Consider the following 18,880-nt stretch of genomic DNA (forward strand, 5'->3'; position numbering starts at 1 on the left):
CGATCCTCAAGGACGGTCAGCTCGTGCAAGTCGGCACGCCCGACGACATCGTCCACCGCCCCGCCGACGAGTACGTGCGGCGCTTCGTCGAGCGGCGCGCGAGCGTGCAGTAAGCAGGCCGCACCGCGCGCCGCATGTCACCGGCGGGTTGCCGACAGATGTGAAGGCGTTCCTGATTTGAAAGGAAGGGCCGGTAGCATGTCGCAACCGGCCGGCTTTCGTTTCGACGATGGCTGGCTCATGCAACTGCGGAAATGCGAGTCATTGAATTGGAAACCTACGTCTTGCTTGGCATCGGCTTCGGCCTAGCGCTCCTGATCGCGATCTGGGGCCTCTGGAAACTCAGGTAACGCGCGCACCGCGTCAGCGGCCGATCAGAATTCGACCAGCGCGAAATCTTCCTTGCCCACGTCGCACAGCGGGCAGCGCCAATCGTCCGGAACGTCCGCCCAGCGCGTTCCCGGCGCAATGCCTTCTTCCGGCACGCCGGCGGCTTCGTCATAAATCCAGCCGCAGATCACGCACACCCATTGCTTGAACGTCTCCGCTGCAGGCCCCGGCCCCGGCTCGCCGGTTGACGAGGCTTCGTTTGCAGCCGGCGCGGCGCTCTTCCCGTATGGCTCATCCAGGCTCACGACGAGAGGCGCGGCTGTACTCTCGATGTTCGCAGCCAGCTGCGTCTGCAGCGAATCGAGCAGCCGCCGCGCTTCGTCGATGGTCAAATCGATCCAGTAGGGATCGCCGGCGCCGTCGTTGAGCCGGTCGGGGGAAAACTGGATTTCCAGTGCTGCGCCCTTTCTATACATGGCAAATCGAAACTCGAAGTAGCGGGTCACGGTCGCGGTGTGCTCACGCGTGAACAGCGAGCCTCGCGACCGCGAGCAAAGTCGATAATTATCCCCGCTTGTTGCCTTCGAAAGCGGCTTCGATTAGCTACGGTGCGTTGATGGAGTGTTTCCTGGTGGTCAACGGAAATACAAACTAAAGGCTGTAAATTCAATCAACAACTTATAGCCTGTTTTTCTTATTTACAGTCCAACGCCTGTTTTTGTAGAATACAGACCACAACCTGTACGGTCATGCGGGAGCACAACGTGGACTACCCGATCAAGACGCTCAGCCAGCTACGCCCCATTCTTCAGGGCTTTCGCAAGGCCGCCGGCCTCACGCAAGCCGCGATGGCCAGCCAGTTGGGTATCACGCAACAGAGCTACGCCCAGCTCGAAGCCAACCCCGCAGCAGCCAGCATGGAAAGACTTTTCAAAGTCATGCGCATGCTGGATGTCGAAATGCGGCTGGCGCACGAAGAAATGCCCGCGAGCAAGCAAGCGCCAGCCGGCACCACGAAAGACAGCAAAAAGTCCGACACAGCGGAAGGCACGAGCAGCACACGAAAAACGCCTGACACCAATCGCCTTCGCCGCGGCGGCGCCCCAAAGACGAGGGAGGATTGGTAATGAGCCGCCGCAGCCAGGCACGAAGACTCAACGTATGGATGAACGGCATCCCAGTGGGTTACTGGGAAAGCGCCCGGGACGGCGAGCGTCTCGGCTACTTCGATGAATGGATCGCCGACGAGCAAGGTCGTCCGCTTTCTCTCTCGCTGCCATTCGCGCCAGGCAACCAGCCTTATCGCGGCGATCTTGTCACTGCGTTTTTCGACAATTTGCTCCCCGATAGTGATGCCATCCGCAGACGCCTGGCGCAACGTCACCACACGGGAAGCACGAAGCCATTCGATCTTTTGTCCGCGCTGGGCCGAGACTGTGTCGGCGCGATTCAACTGCTGCCGCCGGACGAAGCGCCCACCGATCTCCGCGAGATCGCGGGAGAGCGGCTGACCGAACCGGACATCGCTCAGCTGCTGCGCAACACAACCGCAACGGCACCGCTTGGCTTGCATGATCGCGACGACGATTTGAGGCTATCGATAGCAGGGGCCCAAGAAAAAACTGCCTTGTTGCGCCACCACCAGCAATGGATCAAGCCGGCCGGCAGCACGCCGACCACACATATCTTCAAGCTGCCGCTGGGCCTCGTCGGCAATATGCAGGCCGACATGCGAAGCTCGATCGAAAACGAATGGCTGTGCTCGAAAATCGTTGCAGCCTATGGGCTACCTATCGCGAACTGCGAGATGGGCAACTTCGAGGATCAAAAGGTGCTCGTCGTCGAGCGCTTCGATCGCAGACTGGCGAGCGACAAGACGTGGATTGTCCGCCTGCCGCAAGAGGACATGTGCCAGGCGACCGGCACGCCCCCGTTACTCAAGTATCAGCAGGACGGCGGCCCCGGGATCGCTGCGATCATGGAAGTGCTTCTCGGCTCCGAACAGGCGCGTGAGGACAGACGGAATTTCTTCAAGACCCAGCTCGTGTTCTGGCTGCTCGCAGCCACCGACGGACACGCGAAGAACTTCAGCCTCTTCCATTTGCCGGGTGGCCTCTACCGAGCAACGCCGCTTTACGACGTGCTTTCCGCTCACCCGATCATCGGTCGTGGCCGCAACCAGATCGCGCCACAAAAAGCGAAACTCGCGATGGCAGTAAGAGGCAGCAGCAACCACTATCTGATCGACAAGATCCTGGCGCGGCATTGGTTTCAGCAAGGGCGGCAGGCTGGGTTGGGCGAGGCGGCGGTGCGAGAAATCATCGCCGAAGTCGTCGACCAGACGGAAAGCGTCATCGCCGTTGCGAACGATCGGTTGCCGCTCAGCTTCCCCGCTGCCATAGCTGACGCGATCTTGTCGGGCTTGAAAAAGCAGAGCGACAAGCTCGCCGCGTTTATGACATACGGCGCCAGCTCGGAGAAGTAACCGCCTCCGCGCGAGAACCGCCGCCCACCTACACCAACGGCTTCGCCGACCCGCTCTGCGCCCCCTCCTCGCGCCGCGCCGGCATGAAATACCACACCGCCCCCGCGATCTGCATCGCAATCAACACCACCCACACGCCTTGATGCGCAAGCGCTGGATAGTGCCCGTCGCGCATCGGCCAGAGACCCAGCACCGCACCAATCGCAATTTGCAACGCAAAGATCGTCAGAAAAATCACGAGCGTGAACGTGGTGTTCACACGGCCGATCATGCGCGCGGGGAAGTACTCGGCCAGCACCGAATAGGTCAGGATTCCGGTGCCGCCCAGCGCGCCATACGCGGCCCACAGCAACGGCTCGGGCAACGGCACGCGTGCGGCGATCATCGCCTGCACGACGACGAAGAGGCCCATCGTCACGCCGGAGAACAAGTACACGGTCACGCCCCGGCGCTCCAGCTCACGCGCCAATGCGCCGAAGCCGATATTGCCCGCGATGAACGCGGCGCCAAGCACCGAGACGAGCGATGCCGCGCGCGCCGCGCCATTGACGGCATCCGCCAGCACGACGTCGCGCAGGAACGCACCCACCCACAGCGACTGCATCGCGTAGAACACGCTTTGCGTGAGCCCCGAGAACGTCGCCACCTTCCAAAACGCGCGGCTCCTCAACACGTGCCAGGTGCCCTTGAATTGCTCGAGCACGTTGGCCTGCCGGTGCGTGTCGCGCGCAGCCGGCGCGAAGCACCAGATCGCCACGGCGACCGCCGCAGTAAAGATCGCTAGCGCGAATGAGAGCGTGCGCCAGCTCGTGAACGCCAGCAGCCACGAGAGCGGCGCACCGACCGCGACGCCTCCCAGCCCGCCCGCCGCCATCACGAGACCGTTGACGAGCGTGAGCTGCGCGACCGGAAAATGCTGCGCGGTCGCCTTGAATGCACCGCCAAGACAGACCGACACCCCGACGCCGATCAGAAAGCGGCCGATCATCATCGTGCCGAGAGTGTGCGCGGCGCCGAACAGCAGCACGCCGACCGCGGCGATGAGCATCACGCATGCCGTAACGCGCCGCGCGCCGAAATGATCGAGCAGCACCCCAGCCGGAATCTGCGCACCCGCGAAGCCAAGAAAGTACAAGCTCGTGAGCGTGCCCAGGTCCGCGGCCGACAAGCCCAAATCGTGCGTGAGAAACGGCGCGAAGCCGAGATTCACGCCGCGAAACAGATACGACACGAAATAGCCGAGCGAGAAAACGGCGAGTACGCGCCAGCGGGTGGAAGTCATAAAAAATCGAATGAACTAGTTGAGCTTCCGATTATTGGCGATGAAATGCGCGCAAGCCAACGAGAGATATCGACCTGTAATGTGAGTAGAATTTGACGTCATGTCGACTCCACTTCCTCCCCTTCAGGCTCTGCGCGCCCTCGAAGCCGCAGCGCGCCGGCGCAGCTTCAGCCGCGCCGCGGACGAATTGCATTTGACGCACAGCGCGGTCAGCCACCATCTGCGGGGGCTCGAAGAACAGCTCGGCGTCGAGCTGTTCCGCCGCGCCGGCACGCGCATGATTCCGACGGCCGCCGGCGCGCAACTGGCCGAGCGCGTGCGGCACAGCCTCGACGACCTGCGCGATGCGCTCGACGCGGCCCGCCGCGGCGCGAGCAGCACCGGCGGCGCCACGCGGCTCGAATTGAGCGCCATGTCGGACTTCCTGTCGTTCTGGCTGATTCCGCGGCTCGGCGGCTTTTACGATCAGAATCCGCTGGTCGATTTGTCGCTGCACATGCACGCAGGCATCGTTCCGCCCGATCCGTATTCGGTCGACATCGGCATCTGGCACCGGCGCGTCGACGAGCCTGGCTTCCAGGTCCGCAAGCTACTCGACGATCAGGTGATCGCCGTCTGCAGTCCGGCGTTGCTCGAGCGCTATCCGGATTTCCGCATCGAAGACCTGCCGCACATGCCTCTGCTGCATTTTGCGCGCCGCTCCTGGCGCGACTTCTTCGACGCTGCCGGCGTCGAGGCCGACGAGCCCGTTCGCGGACCGGTCTTCGACGACGCCGGACTGCTGCTGCAAGCGACCGTCAACGGCCAAGGATTCGCGACCGCGCGCCTGCAGCTCGCACGCGCTTATCTGGAGCGAGGCGAACTAGTGCAGATCGGGCAGGTGCGCATCCCCGCCTCGCTCGACTACTTCTTCACCTGGCGCGAAGGCCATCCGCGCGAAGCGGCGATCCTTCAGTTCTATCGGTGGATCAAGGGGCAACTCGGGGGCTAGCCGCCCGACTCGAAGCCGGGGTACAGCGTCATCCCGCCATCGACGAACAGCGTCGTCCCGGTCACGTAGTCGGCCTGATCCGACGCGAGCCACACGGCTGCCTGCGCGATGTCGTCGGGCTCGCCGATCCGCTTGTACGGCACGAGCCTCATCAGGTCGGCGTAGTGTTCAGGCGTATCCCATGCCGACGTGTTGATCGGCGTGCGGATCGCGCCCGGCGCAATGGCATTCACGCGAATGCGATGCGGCGCCACTTCTTGCGCGAGGCTGCGCATCAGCATCATCACGCCCCCCTTCGACGCCGCATAGTTCGCATGGCCCGCCCACGGAATCTCCTGATGGACCGAGCTCATGCAGACGATCTTCCCAGCCGCCACCGATACCGATTCGTCGACACCGCGCCGCTTGAACTCGCGTATCGCCTCGCGCAAGCACAGGAACTGCCCGGTCAGGTTGACCGCGATGACGGCGTTCCATTCGTCGAGCGTCATCTCGTCGAACGGCGCGTCGCGCTGCAAGCCGGCGTTGCTCACGACCACATGCAGCGTGCCGAACGCGTCGATGGCATGCGCGAACATCTGCTGCACTTGCGCTTCGTCGCTGACGTCGGCCTTTAATGCGATCGCGCGGCGTCCGAGCTTTTCGATCTCTTGGACGACCTCGTCGGCCGCGTCGGGGTCGCTCACGTAGTTGACGGCGACATCGGCGCCCGCTCGCGCGAGCCCGAGCGCGACGGCTCGGCCAATGCCGGAGTTCGCGCCGGTGACGAGCGCCGGCTGGCCGGCGAGAAGCGGATACGCTTGGGGCCGCGGCACGCGCGATGGATCAACGGCTGCGGGCCCGGCAGGATTCTGGGGTTGGGGTGTCATGGAAACGCTCCTGATGTCTGCTCTTAGCGCAAGAGCAAAGATCGGACCGCGCGGGAGCCGGGAATCGGGGATCGGCGCCCGGCATCAGCGGCCGGCATTGCACCGGCCGCCTGCCCTCGCTTACACCGGCAGCGGGTTACGCTCCGTGAACCCGCGCTGGTGCCAATAAGGATAAGCGGGCGTCACGGCGCTTGCCGCATCGAGCTTCGCGACCTGCTCGGGCGTCAGGTTCCAGCCGACCGCGCCGAGATTCTGGCGCAGCTGCTCTTCATTGCGCGCGCCGATCAGCACCGTCGAGACCGTGGGCCGTTGCAGCAGCCAGTTGAGCGCGATTTGCGGCACCGTCTTGCCGGTTTCCTCCGCCACTTCCTCGATCGCATCGAGGACGCGGAACAAGTACTCGTCCTCCATCTGCGGCCCCATGTCGGCGGTCTTGTGCAAGCGGCTCGTCGTGGGCAGCGGCTGTCCGCGCTTCAGCTTGCCGGTGAGGCGCCCCCAGCCGAGCGGACTCCACACGATGGCGCCCAAGCCCTGATCGAGCCCGAGCGGCATCAGCTCCCACTCATAGTCGCGCCCGATCAGCGAGTAGTAGGTCTGGTTCGCGACATAGCGCGGATAGCCGTAGCGGTCCGCGACGTCGAGCGATTTCTGCAGATGCCAGCCCGAAAAATTCGACACGCCCGTGTAGCGGATCTTGCCGGCGCGCACGAGATCGTCGAGCGTCGACAGGACTTCCGTGACCGGCGTCTTCGCATCGAAGCCATGCAGTTGAAAGATGTCGATGTAGTCCGTCTGCAAGCGCTTGAGCGACGCATCCACGGCTTGAATCAGGTGGAAACGCGACGAGCCGACGTTGTTCGGCGATTCGTTATCGAACCGGAAGGTAGCTTTCGTCGAGATGATCGCGCGATCGCGCTTGCCCTTGAGCGCCTCGCCGAGCACCGATTCCGACGCGCCGCTCGAATAGATGTCGGCGGAGTCGAACATCGTGACGCCCGCGTCGAAGCAGATGTCGAGAAGACGCCGCGCTTCCGCTACGTCGGTCGCTCCCCACGCCTGGAAAAACTCGCCCTTGCCGCCAAACGTTCCCGTGCCGAAGCTCAAAACCGGAACCTGAAAACCCGATGCACCCAGATACCTGTATTCCATCGAACATTCTCCTTACGCTGACTGCCGATGAGTCCAGGATGGACTCCACCAAAGACGAGGGGTTCAAGTCTACGCTCGCGCGTCGAATCGCGCCGGACGTCGCTCGCGCTTGGCTTGGCGCTTGGAAATCAGTAGAAGAACGTCAGCACGCCCTGGAGCACCTGCTTTTGCGCGGCGTCGCCGTATGGGCTGCGCGCCCAACCGTGATTGGTTTGCCACTGCACGGCGAGGTCCACGCGCGTCCAGTGATAGCGCGCTTCGAGCCACGTGTAGTAGCTGTGCTCGACGAGGTCGTAGCGCGCGAGCGCCGTCAGATCGAGATGGACCACGAAGGCGTCTTGCCAGGTGACGTACGTGAAGAGCGAATGCCGCGTCGGCAGTTCCTGCTGGGTGCCGACCGCGTCGAGATATTGGCCGAAGCGCTCGCGATTGGCGGCCAGCGCATCCCACGTCGCGCGATTCGCGCTGGCGCCGTCGTAGTCGTATTCGAGCGTCACCGACACTTTGTTCGGAAACGTTCGCGTGAGACCGGTTGCGAGCTTCGAGTGGAAACTTTCCGGGCCCGCTTGGTTTCCTTGTTCATCTGCAAGCGTGCTGCTGCGGCCGCCCGAATACTCGAGAAAGCCGACCGTGGCGTTGTCGAGCAAGGTGGTGGCGTCCACGCCGAATTGCGGCGAGATGCCCGCGCCGCCATAGACGAGCCATTGCGGCGCAAAGCCGCCGAACAAGCGCTGCGTGCCGCTCAGCATGTAGCGCCACTTTTGGTTCGTCGCGCCGAAATCAGGATTGAAGGTCGCATTGCTCGGGCTAGAGGCAAGCGGCGGCGAGACGAGCGCGGTCACCGAACCGCCGTCCCAGATCGCCTGCCCGCGCAGCATCACGCTGCCCAAGCGGTTTTCGCGCAGGCTCTCCGGATCGATCGACGTCACCGCGCGCAGCGCCCCTGACTTGAAGTAGTCGGTCGGATTGAAGCCCGATGCGACGCCCTCGCGCAAGTTGATACGGCCCGCGTCGAGGATCGTCGAGGTGGTCGGACGCCAGCTCAAATACGCCTGCTTCAGCGTATCGACAGCGTTGTATTGATCGGTGCCGCCGCGCCATCCCGCGTCGAACTGGTTCGAGAACACGGCGCGCCAGCCGGGCGCGAATGCGCCGTCGTAGGCGAGCGACGACGAGACGCGCAGGTTGTCGTTGAGCAGGACGCTGCCGGTCTGGCTGGCCGCTGTGTAGTTGCCGACCGCGAATTCAAACGAGCGCCGCCAATTGCTGCGCGCGGACGCTGTGGCGTTCGCGGTATCGGCGAGCTGCAATGCGCCTTCGTCGCTCGCGGCGAGTTGCGGGAGATCCGCGCCGCCGGCCGTGTCACCCGCTGTGTCACCCGCCGCAAGCGCGTGACCCGCCGCCCCGATGCTCACCCCCGCCGCGACGATCATCGAGGCCAGCCGATTGTTCATCGCCTTCGTTCAATCGGGTTTGAAGCGCGCGAGATACGCCCGTTGCAGCCACGCGTCCGGCACGTCGCGCCACGCGTAGTTCGAGTAGCGCATCACTGTCACCCAGTTGGGATCGAGCCCGTCGATGATGACGGTTTCGGTCGGCCGCTCGGCGCCGAGTTCTTGCTGGAACTTGCGGTAGTAGGCGACTTTCAGGAGCGCGCCGCTTTCCGTGTAGAAGCGCGCCTTGACCGGACGCGCGTTGCTCGCGTCGAGCCACAGGTCGATCGCGTGATAGGTCACGTCGGGCGTGCGCGCGGTCAGCGCGAGCTTGTAGCAGTGTCGCGACTGGCGATCGCCGTCGGTCACGTCCTCTTCGCCCGCGAGCGTCGGCACGTAGTCTTTCGCCCAGTTCACGGTGACGACATCGCCGTTCGCCGCCTGCCCCAACAGACGCTGCTGCGGCGAGATGCGCACGCTCGCCTGACTCGACGGATCGTAGAACCAGAGATCGTTGCCGTTCTTGAGCAACAGCTTGTTGGCGTCGCGCGCGGGCTCGTCGAATTGCACGAGATCGCGGTACTGGCCGTCGCCCGAATCGGGCTTCGAATAGACGGTCAGCACGTCGGTGTCGGTCTGCTGTCCGTTGCGGAATTCGATCAGCGTGTTGGTCAGGCTGAACGATTGGGCCGGGTTGCGAATCGCGTCGCTTTGCTCTAGCAATTGCGTCGCCGAGGGTGCCGCATAAGCCACGTGAGTGATCAGCGATGCGCACAGCAGCGCGCCCGCCGCCCCGATGAAGGAATGCCGTTTCATGATGGATGTTCCCGCTTTCGACTTTCGATAGAAGGCGACCTTTAGCGACACGCAAAACCGTCATGCAAAGCGCAGCGAATCGACGATCAGCATCCGCGCCGCGCGCCGCGCCGGCCACCACGCGGAGAACGTCGCGACCACGATCACGCCGAGCGCGTTGCGCACGATCATTCCCGTTTCGCCCCATACGCGCACGGTAAGCGCGACGGGATCGGTCTGCCCCGGCGGCGTCCAATGGAGGCCCGAGTGGTTGATGAGCGCGGCGGCAATCAGCGCGAACAGCGTGCCGAGCACCGCGCCCAACGTGCCGAGCAGAAACCCTTCGCACAGGAAGATGTTGCGGATGCCCGACCCGCGCACGCCGATCGCGCGCAGCGTGCCGATTTCCTTCGTGCGCTCCATCACAGCCATGTTCATCGTGTTGCCGACCGTGAACATCACGATCGTCGCGATCATCACCGCGATGAAACCGAACACGGCGGCGAACATACCGGTGATCTGGCCGTACTGCGGATTGAGCGTCTCGAAGTCGAGCACTTCGAGCGGCTGGCCTTGCAGCGTCGTATGCAACAGCGCATTCAGGCGGGCGCGCGCAACGCCGAGCTGCGACGTATGTTTCAGCTGCACGACGATCGACGTCACTTCGGGCTTGCCACCGCCATAGACGAGGCGCTGCGCCTGCGCGAGATGCAGTTGCACGAACATATCGTCGACATCTTTCACGGCCTGCTTCTGCGCCTCGACGATTTTCAGGGCGGCGACATTGGGTGCGCCGTAGGCGTTCGACGTCAGCAACTCGATGCGAGCGCCGCGCGGTTCGGGCGCCTTCGCGCTGGCATTCGCTTCGAGCGTGGCCAATTGCGCGATGTCCGACGGCGCCGCGGCGCTTTGCGCTCCACCTGCCTGCGCCTGCGTCTGAGGCGCCTCCGGCTCATGGCAATCGGACACCTTGAGCGGCCCGCACAGCCGCAGCACGCGCGCGACGCCCGTGCCGATCAGCGCCGAGTCCGGGCTCGTCGCAGTGAGGGCGAGCTCATTCGGAAGGCTCGGAAAACCGTAGTCGTTCCACAAGCGCATGCGGTTCTGATCCGCGACGACGATGCCGGAGCCGAACACGGTCCGCGACACCCCCGCCGCGAAGTTGCCTGCGATGCCGTTGACCGCGAGCACGGGCGTGACGACGGTCACGAGCTTCGCGAGCTCAGGATCGCTTTTGACGACATCGATGATGTGCTCGTAGTCGGCGAGGCCGTACGACACCGGGTCGCCGCTGCCATAGAGGAAGTAGTTGCGGTGCTGAATCTGCAGATGACCACCGTGCTGCACGAACTGCGTCTGCAAGCCGTAGTTGATGTTGCCCGCATAGCCGCCGAACACGAGCACGGACGTGAGGCCGATCACCATCGCAAACAGCGTCGTCATCGAACGCCGCCGGTTGCGCAGCAGATTTCTGAATGCGAGGAGCCAGTTTTTCATGATGTGGTGGCCTCCGTGAGCGAAGTGCGTCTGACATCGACGATGAGGCCGTCCCGGATCACGACGACGTCATCGGCTGAAGCGACCACTTGCGGGTCGTGCGACGAAAACACGAACGACGTCGCGCGTTCGCGCTGCATGCGCCGCATCAGGCCGATGATCGCGGCGCCGGTGGCGCTGTCGAGATTGGCGGTCGGCTCGTCGGCGAGCACGAGCGCGGGCTTGGTCACGAGCGCGCGCGCAATCGCGACGCGCTGCTGCTGTCCGCCGGAAAGCTCGCCGGGCAAGCGAGACGCCTTGTCGCCGACGCCCACTTCGTCGAGCAGCGCGAGCACCGCCTCGCGGCGCTCGGCCTTCGGCACGCCTAGCAGCGTCAACGGGTACTCGACGTTTTCATAAGCGGAAAGCACCGGCAGCAAGTTGAACGACTGAAACACGAAGCCGATGTGGCGCGCGCGGAAATCGGACAACGCGTTGTCGCTCATCGCGGCGAGCGGCGCTCCGGCCACGGCGACGCTGCCGTACGACGCGCGATCGATGCCGCCGAGCAGGTTGAGCGCGGTCGTCTTGCCGCTGCCCGAAGGGCCCGAGAGCACAGTGAAGCGGTTGCCGAATATATCGACCGACGCATGGCGCAAGGCAGCGACCGCAGCGTCGCCATCGCCATAGATCTTTGTCACGTCCTTCAAGCTGGCGGCAATCACAGGCGCCTCCGACGTCCGTTTCGATGAGGCGACTGTAGTGGCGAGGTCAGCGGCGCGGGGAACGTTGCGACGAAGCGCTTGCAACGGCGATCAATCGCATTGGCGGGCGACGAAGCACGACGAAAAGACATCGATTTCGGCGCAAAATACGCGGCAGGTCGAGCCCGACCTCCACTGCGGGACTTCGCTCCTATGAAGCATCCTTTCCGTTACTTGTCGGCGCTTTGCATCAACGTGCTGCTGCCGTGGCTCGTGTACCGGCTCACCTTGCGGGACTGGGACTACGTCCACGCGGTGGCCGCGTCGGCGCTGCCGCTCATCGCATGGATTGCCTGGGACTACTTCCGCTTGCGGCATTTCGATGCACTGAGCGCAACGGTGCTCGCCAGCGTCGCGCTATCGCTCGTGCTGACCTTGCTTGGCAGCGCGCCTGAAAATCGCGCGATCGAAGCGCCGATGATTTCGGGGGCGGTCGGCGTCGTCCTGCTGCTGACGTTCTGGCTGCCGCGCCCGCTGATGTTCTACCTCGCGCGATCGACGCTCGCGCGCGAAGACCACGACAACGCACTACGCTTCGAAGAGCGCTGGCGCGCGCATCCGGAAATGGCCGTGCCGATCAAGCGGATGACCGTTGTATGGGGCGTCGGCCTCGTGCTCGAAAACCTGCTGCGTTGCTGGATCGTTTGGACGTGGGCGGACAAATCGCGAGCGGGGCTGATCTCGGTGGCGGTGAGCTATGCCGCGTATGGCGTGTTGACGCTCTGGACGGTCTGGTATCGGCGGAAGATACGCAGGCATCCGCTGGCGCAGGCTCAGGAGCTTGGTGAAACGCCGGGGGCGTGACACTAAGCGGCCCTACGCCCCACTCGCGCGCGAATGGCAGTGCCGATAAATAGCCGCTAACAATACTAAAGGATGGGGTGGAACGTTGATGTCCGTCAAATCAACGGCACAAGACTAGAAAAATCTAGAAATCCTTGGCCATGTCCAATTGACCAGACTTTCCTGGTCACGCTAGCGTGGCGTCGGTTGATTCATTCTAAATCGACAAGCCAAGGAGACAACAGGAATGACTTCGGGCAACGAAGCAATCCCGTACTACAAAATCAACAAATTGCTGTGGCGATGGAAGTACCAAGACGGCGCCCGGGTCGTTCGCGAGGCGTCGCTGTCGATGGACAAGGCCCCGCCGCCGCTACCCGTGCCGCCCGAACCTCCAGCGGCAAGAGCCCCCGCGCCCAAGCCGCCGAAGCCCGATCCTCTGATCAAGATGCTGGATGACATCGAAAGCGTGGCGAACGCATTCTCGCGCTTCAAGACGTGGCTCAACACGCCCGATCCGCCGAAGCCGCCTAGCCCGCCGATACCGGTAAAGAAAGTCGAGACGGTGCCGCCATTCGACATTCAGGAGATTCCGGGAGCGATGCGCAAGGAGTTCATGCCGATGTCGGCTAAGTTGATGGAACGGTGGTTTGCTGGGCGGCTGAACTATTCGCCGACGGATGCCGACGAGAATGCAGAAATCAATCAAGAGGGCAAGCCTTATCCGCCCGATATGTACGACATGAGCACGGTAACGCTCGATTGGGTGCTTGGATTTCCTCGCGCCAAGGAGAAATTCGATTATCTGGTAAATGAGAGAATTCGATCACCGGCAGCGCGCAAGGCGCTTGAAAATACATTTGTACGTTACAAGGATCAGTACGACGGTGCGTACAAGTACCGGACACTCACTATCGACAATTCAGATCTTGCCACGAGCGACCCAATCGTTTTGCACCGTCACTTTCAATTCCAACGCGCCCAGGTCGATGCCACACTCGGTGAAAAAATAGCGCTACTGCTGAAGGCAAATCTGACAAATAACGGTTCCCCTGACGATCTCACCGGTGCACTTGGGTCGTTCAACATCTATGCTGCCGTAGCTAGGGCCGCCATTTCCTGGGATGGCAAATTGGGAAGATCAAAAGCCGTGGTAACCAGCATCTATGTATACGTCAAAGACGGATACACCTTCGCCGACAAGAAAAGTACACGTTCGCAGTACCTCGGGCATTGGAGCAAGGATCGCGTCATCGTCGTCGCGTACGACGCCGCAGCGGAGAAGATCTCTCGCCTGCCCTACGACAAAGACGTCCCCATCGTTGCTTATTCTTTTGACGCACCCGTTGCCATCGGCGATATCGCCACCAAGGGCAATGTTCACTACCCGGTCTATAACAGCAGCTTTCGACAGTGGGCAATCAAGCATCAGCGAGGCGGGGATTTCATTGTGTATACCGACCGCCGCTTTGTTCGAGTTGATCCGCCCATTGAGGTCTACCTATGAAATTCCTGTCCTTGAAGCGCATTGCATTATTCGCCGTTATCGTGGGCGGACTGTATCTGTGTCTCTTGAATCAGACCCCACACGGCGATAGTTGCGTAAGTTCAACCTCCACAGACGACGCTTACGTGGCCGAGCTATGCCTGTTGACGTGGAGTTCACGCGATATTCCCGAATACGTGGGCCGGGTATACGACGCGAAGAGCGGGAAGATGCTGGCGCAAAGCACATTCCTTACATCGGACCCTGAAGTTATATGGTTTAAAAGTGGAGGCCTGGCATTTTCTAGAGGAGACGAAGCCGCATTTATCGACCTCCCTCCCTCCAAATGGGACAGACTGCTTGCCGCGCGCCCCCGCACCCATGACTGGTCCGTCTTGGAACAAGCCTCCTCGAAGCATGTGATCGGCGATTGGTCGCCGTTCCAAGAACACGATAAGCACTTCGATATTAATCGGACCCTGCGATGCTGGGACAGCCGGACAGGAAAAGAAGTGTCATGTTCATCGCAAGAATCACCACCAAAGCAGTGACTCTTCTCGGCTTGTTCCATCATTTGCTCTCGGTACGTTGAAGTGAAGCGCCCTAAGCCCCACCCTCCCGCTCCAGCACCGCAACAACCCGCCTCAACCCCCGCATCGCAAAGCTCTCTCTCGCGCCCCCAAGCGTCGCGGTCCCCGCGATCTGCCTCGCCAGCGCCTTATCCCCCCTGCACTCTCCGATCCGAACGCGATACGTCGCCGCGAGCGGCACGAGCTGCTTCGTGCCAGGCTGGATCTCGGCGGGCACCGGTCCACCGTACACGCTCGCGATCGCGGGCTCGTCGAGCGTCGCGATGTTCACGCGGTCGACCGCCGTCACGCGGCAGTCCAGCGTGCCCATCTCCGCGACCGAGGCGACGAACTGCGCGGCGTCGCCGGGCTCGACGCGCCCGGCGTCGTCCTCGCCGACGAACGCATCGCCCTTCACGCCATTCGGGCCGACCACGTCGAACAAGCGCTCGCCGCGCGGGAGCCACGTGCCGGGCGCAAGCTCGTCGTCCGCTTGGACGGTGCCGTCGAACGGCGCGCGCAGCGTCAATTGCGCGACCTCCGCTTGCAGCCCCGCAACCGTTTCGCGCGCGGCGTCCCAGCGCTTTCGCAACGCGACGCCCTCATCCAAAAGACGCTGATCGAACGACTGCTGTTCGACTTCCCAGCGCAGCTGCGCCTCGTCCGTCTGCGCCGCTTTCAAGCGATGATCGAGATCGGGCGACGCAAGCACGGCGAGCACGTCGCCCGCATGCACGCGCTCGCCGTCGCGCGCGAGCGGGGCTTGCGCGGACACGTAACCCGCTTCCGGCGCGTAGAGCCCTTGTGCGTGCAATGGACCGAACACCGCAGGCGCGTTGACGCCGCCATGCCACGGCAGCACGGCAATCGCAAACACCAAGCCTGCGAGCATCGCGCTGCGCACCGTCTCCCTGCACCAGCGCAAATCATGCCGGCGGCGCAAGCACGTCGAGACTTCGCGCACCACGGGCCGCACGATGAACCAGCCGAACTCGACGCAAAACAGCATCACGCCAAGCGCTTTGAAGAACGCGTGATAAACGACGAGCGCAATCGAGAAGAACACCGCGAGCCTGTACAGCCACGTCACGAACGAAAACGCGATCAGAAAGCGGCGACGCGACGGTGCACACGGCTCGGGTTGCGGATCGCCGAGACCGAACAGCCACTCGCGCATGCGCCAGCGGCCGAACGCGAATGCGCGGTCGTGCAGGTTCGGCATGTTGAGCCAGTCCGACAGCAGGAAGTAGCCGTCGAAGCGCATGAACGGGCTGGCATTGATCGTCAGCGTGCCGATCCAGGTCGTCGTCGCGAGCAGGAACGCGCCGGCGCGCAGCGGGCCGTCGGGCAAGACGCTCCACGCGAGCGTCGCAAACGCGGCGAGCGCGAGCTCGGCGAGCATGCCCGCCGCGCCGATGCGCAGACGCTCCGCGCGCCCCGGGACCTTCCACGCGTCGGTCGTGTCGGTGTAGAGCACCGGCAGCATGACGAGGAACGCGACGCCCATCGTCGGCACGCGGCAGCCGTAGCGATAGGCGGTGAACGCATGGCCGAATTCGTGCAGCACCTTGGCGAAGGCGAGCGCGAGTCCGATCGCCAGCAGGCCGCGCCAATCGGCGTAGCTATGGAACGTATGCACGAACTCATCCCATTGGCGCGACACGAGCCCAAGACCGACCACGGCGACGAGCGCCACCACGGCCCAGGACGCCGGCCGGTACGCAATGTCCGCGTGACGTGCGAAGCGCTTGAGGAACGCCATCGGATGCCACAGCGGAATGCGGATCATCAGGTAGTGCTTGAGGAGCCACATCGCGTGCGAGAGGCGGCTCGCGTCGGCGACGGCGGCGAGGCGCCCCGTGTCCGACGCGCTCGCCGACACCAGCAGATTCTGCTGGCGCAGAGTTTTGACGAGCGCCTCCATGTCGGAGACGCCGACATTCAGCGTCGTTTGCTCGTTGACCGACGCGACGATCGCTTGAGGATCGTCGAGCGCCCAGCGCGACAGCATCTCGAACGCGGGCCAGCCGATCTGGAAGAAGCGGTTGCCGGCGGGATCGTGCAGCATCCAGGTCGGGGCGCCGTCGGGTGTCGCGGCGCCGCGCGTCAATGTCAGTTCCTGGCGCAGTTGGGGAAGACGGGACATACGTGCGCGCCTACCAGCCGAGCCACTGTCGCGCGGTCGTCAGCGGGCGCCGCAGGACGTAGTACGCGAGCGGCACCCATCGGCCGTGAATCCGCGCGGTCCCCATCACGCCGAGCACGGGCCGCGCGCCGCCATCCGTGAAGGTCGCCTTCACGCGATACGCGAGCACGCCGTCGGGCGTCGGCTCGGCGCGATAGGCGACGGTATCGATGCGCGCGTCGTAGGCGGAAAGCGGCGAACTTTTCGGATACAGCGTGAGCGTCGCGCCCGGCTTCACGTCGATGTCGTCAGCCACCGGAAGATAAACGGTGAGTTCGACGTTGGCGGGATCGGCGAGCAGCATCACCTTCTCGCCGATCGACACCGCCTTGCCGTTCCAATCGTTCGGATCGGCGAACACGGCGACGCCGGCGCGCGCGGCCGTCACGCGCACGCGTGCAAGCTCGCGCGCGGTGTAGTCGAGCTCGACCTGGCTCTCGTCGAGCTTGCCTTTGCGCAGCGCCATGTCGAGGCGGTCTTTGTCGTCGGTGACGGCGAGCTGCGCGGTCTGCCGGTACTCCTCCTGCGCGGTGTCGAAATTCTTGTTCGCGACCGCGTAGCGCGAGGCGAGCGTCGTCGAGTCGAGCGCGAAGAGCGGCGTGCCCGGGCTCACGCGCTGGTTCGGTTGCGTGTAGAGGCGGTCGATCACGCCGTCGAGCGGCGCGCGCACGACGAACGGGTCCTTCGCGGTGACTTCAGCGGGCGCGAGCACGGAAAGCGGCACGGGTACCACGCACACGAGCGCGAGCGCCGCGAGCGCGCGGCGCCGCACTTTGCCGGGACGCAACAGGAGCTTCGCGCGCGCGGTCCACGTCGCGCGCGGCGCGAACGCGGCGAGCGCGTGTGTCCAGACTTGCGCGAGCTCGGCGAGCATCACCTCTTCGGTATGCGTCCACGCGTTGTCGCGCACGAACACGACGCCGCCGAACGAGCGCCCCGAACGATCGACGAGCGGCACCCACAGCGCGTGCATCGGCCACCACGCGCTCCAATCGGCGGCGACGGTCTCAGGCAGATGGGCCGACGTGAAGGCGAACGGATGCGTGGAGGGTGCAGCGGGGCCATCGCCGGCTTTTGCCGCAGGCGCCGCAGTCGAGCCTGGCGCTTGCGCGGCATCCGGCCCGGCGCCATTCGCGGTTCCGGCGTCGTTCGCTGCTTGCGTCGCTTGCTTCACGAGCGCTCGGAACATCTCGCCGAGCCACTGCACATAGGGCGCGCCGGGATCGCTCTGCGGCAAGCCGGACACCGCCGCCACCGCCCCCGGCGCATGCAGCGGCGCGCGCCACCATGCAGCTTGTCGATACGGAATGAGCGACAGCGTCTCGTTGACGATCGTGAAGCCGAGCGTCTGCTCGCTGTCGGCCTCTCTCGCCCGCGCCGCGAGCTGCCACAACAGCGCGAGATCGCCCGCTTCGATGCGTACCGGGGCGTTCATGTCAGTGCACGTCCATCATTGCTTCGCGAAGCTCGCCCAGCCGCTCATGCCGGGCAGGAGGTCGGGCGCACGGCCGTCGAGCGCGGCGGTCACGTCGACGGTCTGCGTGACCGGATCGACGCGCGCGCCGATCCGCGCGACGCTCGCCGGATACGTCTTGCCGACCTCGTCGACATGCACCGTCAGCGGATGCCCGGGCTTGAGCCACGCGAGCCACTTCGACGGCACGATCATCTTTAGTTCGAGATGGCTCGTGTCGACGATCGTCAGGATCGGCTTGCCCGCCTCCGCGAACTGATCGGCGGCCGCGCTGCGCTTCGCGACGCGTCCGTCGAACGGCGCCGAGATCACGCATTTATGGACCGTCGCCTGCATGTAGGCGACTTCCGCCGCGCTCGCCTTGGCCTTGGCCTCGGCTTCTTCCACGTCGATCTCGCCGATCGAATGCAGTTGCGACAACTGCTCGTCGACGTGCTTGAGCTTCACGGCCGCGTCGGCCTCGGCCTGCGCCTTGTGCAACTGCGCCGCGAAGAGCGAGCAATCGAGCGACACGAGCGTCTGGCCCGCGCGGAACGCATCGCCATCACGAAACGGCAGCGATGCGATCTTCGCGCCGATCTCGCTCGAAATCTCGACCTCGTCGCGCGACACGAGCTGAATGCGGATATGCCCGTCGTCGCCTTGCGTGAGCGATGCGCCCGGTGCCACTGCCATCGCGGGCGCGATGACGGGCGCGTTCGTCGCTGCATTGCCCGGCGCCTTCACACCAGGCGCCCCCTGCTGCGCGCTCCAAACCGGTTGCGCACACAACCAAACCGCCAAACCCCCAACCCCTGCCAGCCGCCATG

General features: G+C 63.9%; 16 protein-coding genes. 5 read left to right on the top strand and 11 right to left on the bottom strand.

Features of this window, described 5'->3' with window-relative positions:
• Nucleotides 1-374: 374 nt before the first annotated feature.
• The gene (locus AAHK20_RS31380) at nt 375-806 is read right to left on the bottom strand and encodes a rubredoxin (RefSeq protein WP_449185405.1); all 432 of its coding nucleotides are present in this window, start codon (nt 804-806) and stop codon (nt 375-377) included.
• 273 nt (nt 807-1,079) lie between these two features.
• Here AAHK20_RS31380 and AAHK20_RS31385 point away from each other — a divergent pair, with 273 nt between their 5' ends.
• Nucleotides 1,080-1,457 carry a helix-turn-helix transcriptional regulator gene (locus tag AAHK20_RS31385; RefSeq protein WP_449185406.1) on the top strand — a complete coding sequence of 126 codons (378 nt, stop codon included), beginning with the start codon at nt 1,080-1,082 and terminating at the stop codon, nt 1,455-1,457.
• Nucleotides 1,457-2,815 (top strand): type II toxin-antitoxin system HipA family toxin, encoded by a 1,359-nt coding sequence (locus AAHK20_RS31390; RefSeq protein WP_449185407.1) that lies wholly within the window; start codon nt 1,457-1,459, stop codon nt 2,813-2,815. Before AAHK20_RS31385 ends, AAHK20_RS31390 begins: the two co-directional genes overlap by 1 nt.
• A gap of 28 nt (nt 2,816-2,843) precedes the next feature.
• Here the strand turns inward: AAHK20_RS31390 and AAHK20_RS31395 are convergent, their stop codons facing one another.
• Nucleotides 2,844-4,097: an MFS transporter gene (locus tag AAHK20_RS31395; protein ID WP_449185408.1), complete on the bottom strand. Its 1,254-nt coding sequence runs from the start codon at nt 4,095-4,097 to the stop codon at nt 2,844-2,846.
• 100 nt (nt 4,098-4,197) lie between these two features.
• Here AAHK20_RS31395 and AAHK20_RS31400 point away from each other — a divergent pair, with 100 nt between their 5' ends.
• Entirely contained in the window at nt 4,198-5,088 is an 891-nt protein-coding gene (locus AAHK20_RS31400) for a LysR substrate-binding domain-containing protein (RefSeq protein WP_449185409.1), read from the top strand.
• Here AAHK20_RS31400 and AAHK20_RS31405 read toward each other — a convergent pair.
• The 6 genes from AAHK20_RS31405 to AAHK20_RS31430 all read right to left on the bottom strand — a co-directional run bounded on the left by AAHK20_RS31405 (nt 5,085) and on the right by AAHK20_RS31430 (nt 11,535).
• On the bottom strand, nt 5,085-5,957 hold the full coding sequence (locus AAHK20_RS31405) for an SDR family oxidoreductase (RefSeq protein ID WP_449185410.1): 873 nt from the start codon (nt 5,955-5,957) through the stop codon (nt 5,085-5,087). The genes AAHK20_RS31400 and AAHK20_RS31405 overlap by 4 nt on opposite strands.
• A 120-nt stretch (nt 5,958-6,077) precedes the next feature.
• Nucleotides 6,078-7,106 (bottom strand): aldo/keto reductase, encoded by a 1,029-nt coding sequence (locus tag AAHK20_RS31410; protein WP_449185411.1) that lies wholly within the window; start codon nt 7,104-7,106, stop codon nt 6,078-6,080.
• Between the two features lie 128 nt (nt 7,107-7,234).
• Nucleotides 7,235-8,560 carry a hypothetical protein gene (locus AAHK20_RS31415; RefSeq protein ID WP_449185412.1) on the bottom strand — a complete coding sequence of 442 codons (1,326 nt, stop codon included), beginning with the start codon at nt 8,558-8,560 and terminating at the stop codon, nt 7,235-7,237.
• Nucleotides 8,561-8,569: 9 nt separating this feature from the next.
• Entirely contained in the window at nt 8,570-9,355 is a 786-nt protein-coding gene (locus tag AAHK20_RS31420) for an outer membrane lipoprotein-sorting protein (protein ID WP_449185413.1), read from the bottom strand.
• A gap of 60 nt (nt 9,356-9,415) precedes the next feature.
• Nucleotides 9,416-10,831 (bottom strand): ABC transporter permease, encoded by a 1,416-nt coding sequence (locus AAHK20_RS31425; protein ID WP_449185414.1) that lies wholly within the window; start codon nt 10,829-10,831, stop codon nt 9,416-9,418.
• The gene (locus AAHK20_RS31430) at nt 10,828-11,535 is read right to left on the bottom strand and encodes an ABC transporter ATP-binding protein (RefSeq protein ID WP_449185415.1); all 708 of its coding nucleotides are present in this window, start codon (nt 11,533-11,535) and stop codon (nt 10,828-10,830) included. The genes AAHK20_RS31425 and AAHK20_RS31430 overlap by 4 nt, the downstream gene beginning before the upstream one ends.
• A gap of 192 nt (nt 11,536-11,727) precedes the next feature.
• On the opposite strand from AAHK20_RS31430, the gene AAHK20_RS31435 reads away from it, so the two are divergent.
• Nucleotides 11,728-12,378: a VC0807 family protein gene (locus AAHK20_RS31435; protein WP_449185416.1), complete on the top strand. Its 651-nt coding sequence runs from the start codon at nt 11,728-11,730 to the stop codon at nt 12,376-12,378.
• Between the two features lie 226 nt (nt 12,379-12,604).
• Nucleotides 12,605-13,864 (top strand): DUF6402 family protein, encoded by a 1,260-nt coding sequence (locus tag AAHK20_RS31440; protein WP_449185417.1) that lies wholly within the window; start codon nt 12,605-12,607, stop codon nt 13,862-13,864.
• Nucleotides 13,865-14,446: 582 nt separating this feature from the next.
• Here AAHK20_RS31440 and AAHK20_RS31445 read toward each other — a convergent pair.
• From AAHK20_RS31445 to AAHK20_RS31455, 3 genes are read right to left on the bottom strand one after another with little or no spacing between them, the layout of a single operon-like run.
• A complete protein-coding gene (locus AAHK20_RS31445) occupies nt 14,447-16,558 on the bottom strand; it encodes an efflux RND transporter periplasmic adaptor subunit (protein WP_449185418.1) in 2,112 nt (703 codons plus the stop codon).
• A 10-nt stretch (nt 16,559-16,568) separates the two neighbouring features.
• Nucleotides 16,569-18,032: an efflux RND transporter periplasmic adaptor subunit gene (locus tag AAHK20_RS31450; protein WP_449185419.1), complete on the bottom strand. Its 1,464-nt coding sequence runs from the start codon at nt 18,030-18,032 to the stop codon at nt 16,569-16,571.
• Nucleotides 18,033-18,047: 15 nt separating this feature from the next.
• Nucleotides 18,048-18,746 (bottom strand): efflux RND transporter periplasmic adaptor subunit, encoded by a 699-nt coding sequence (locus tag AAHK20_RS31455; protein WP_449185443.1) that lies wholly within the window; start codon nt 18,744-18,746, stop codon nt 18,048-18,050.
• Nucleotides 18,747-18,880 lie beyond the last annotated feature (134 nt).

Source organism: Trinickia camelliae, from assembly GCF_053525655.1.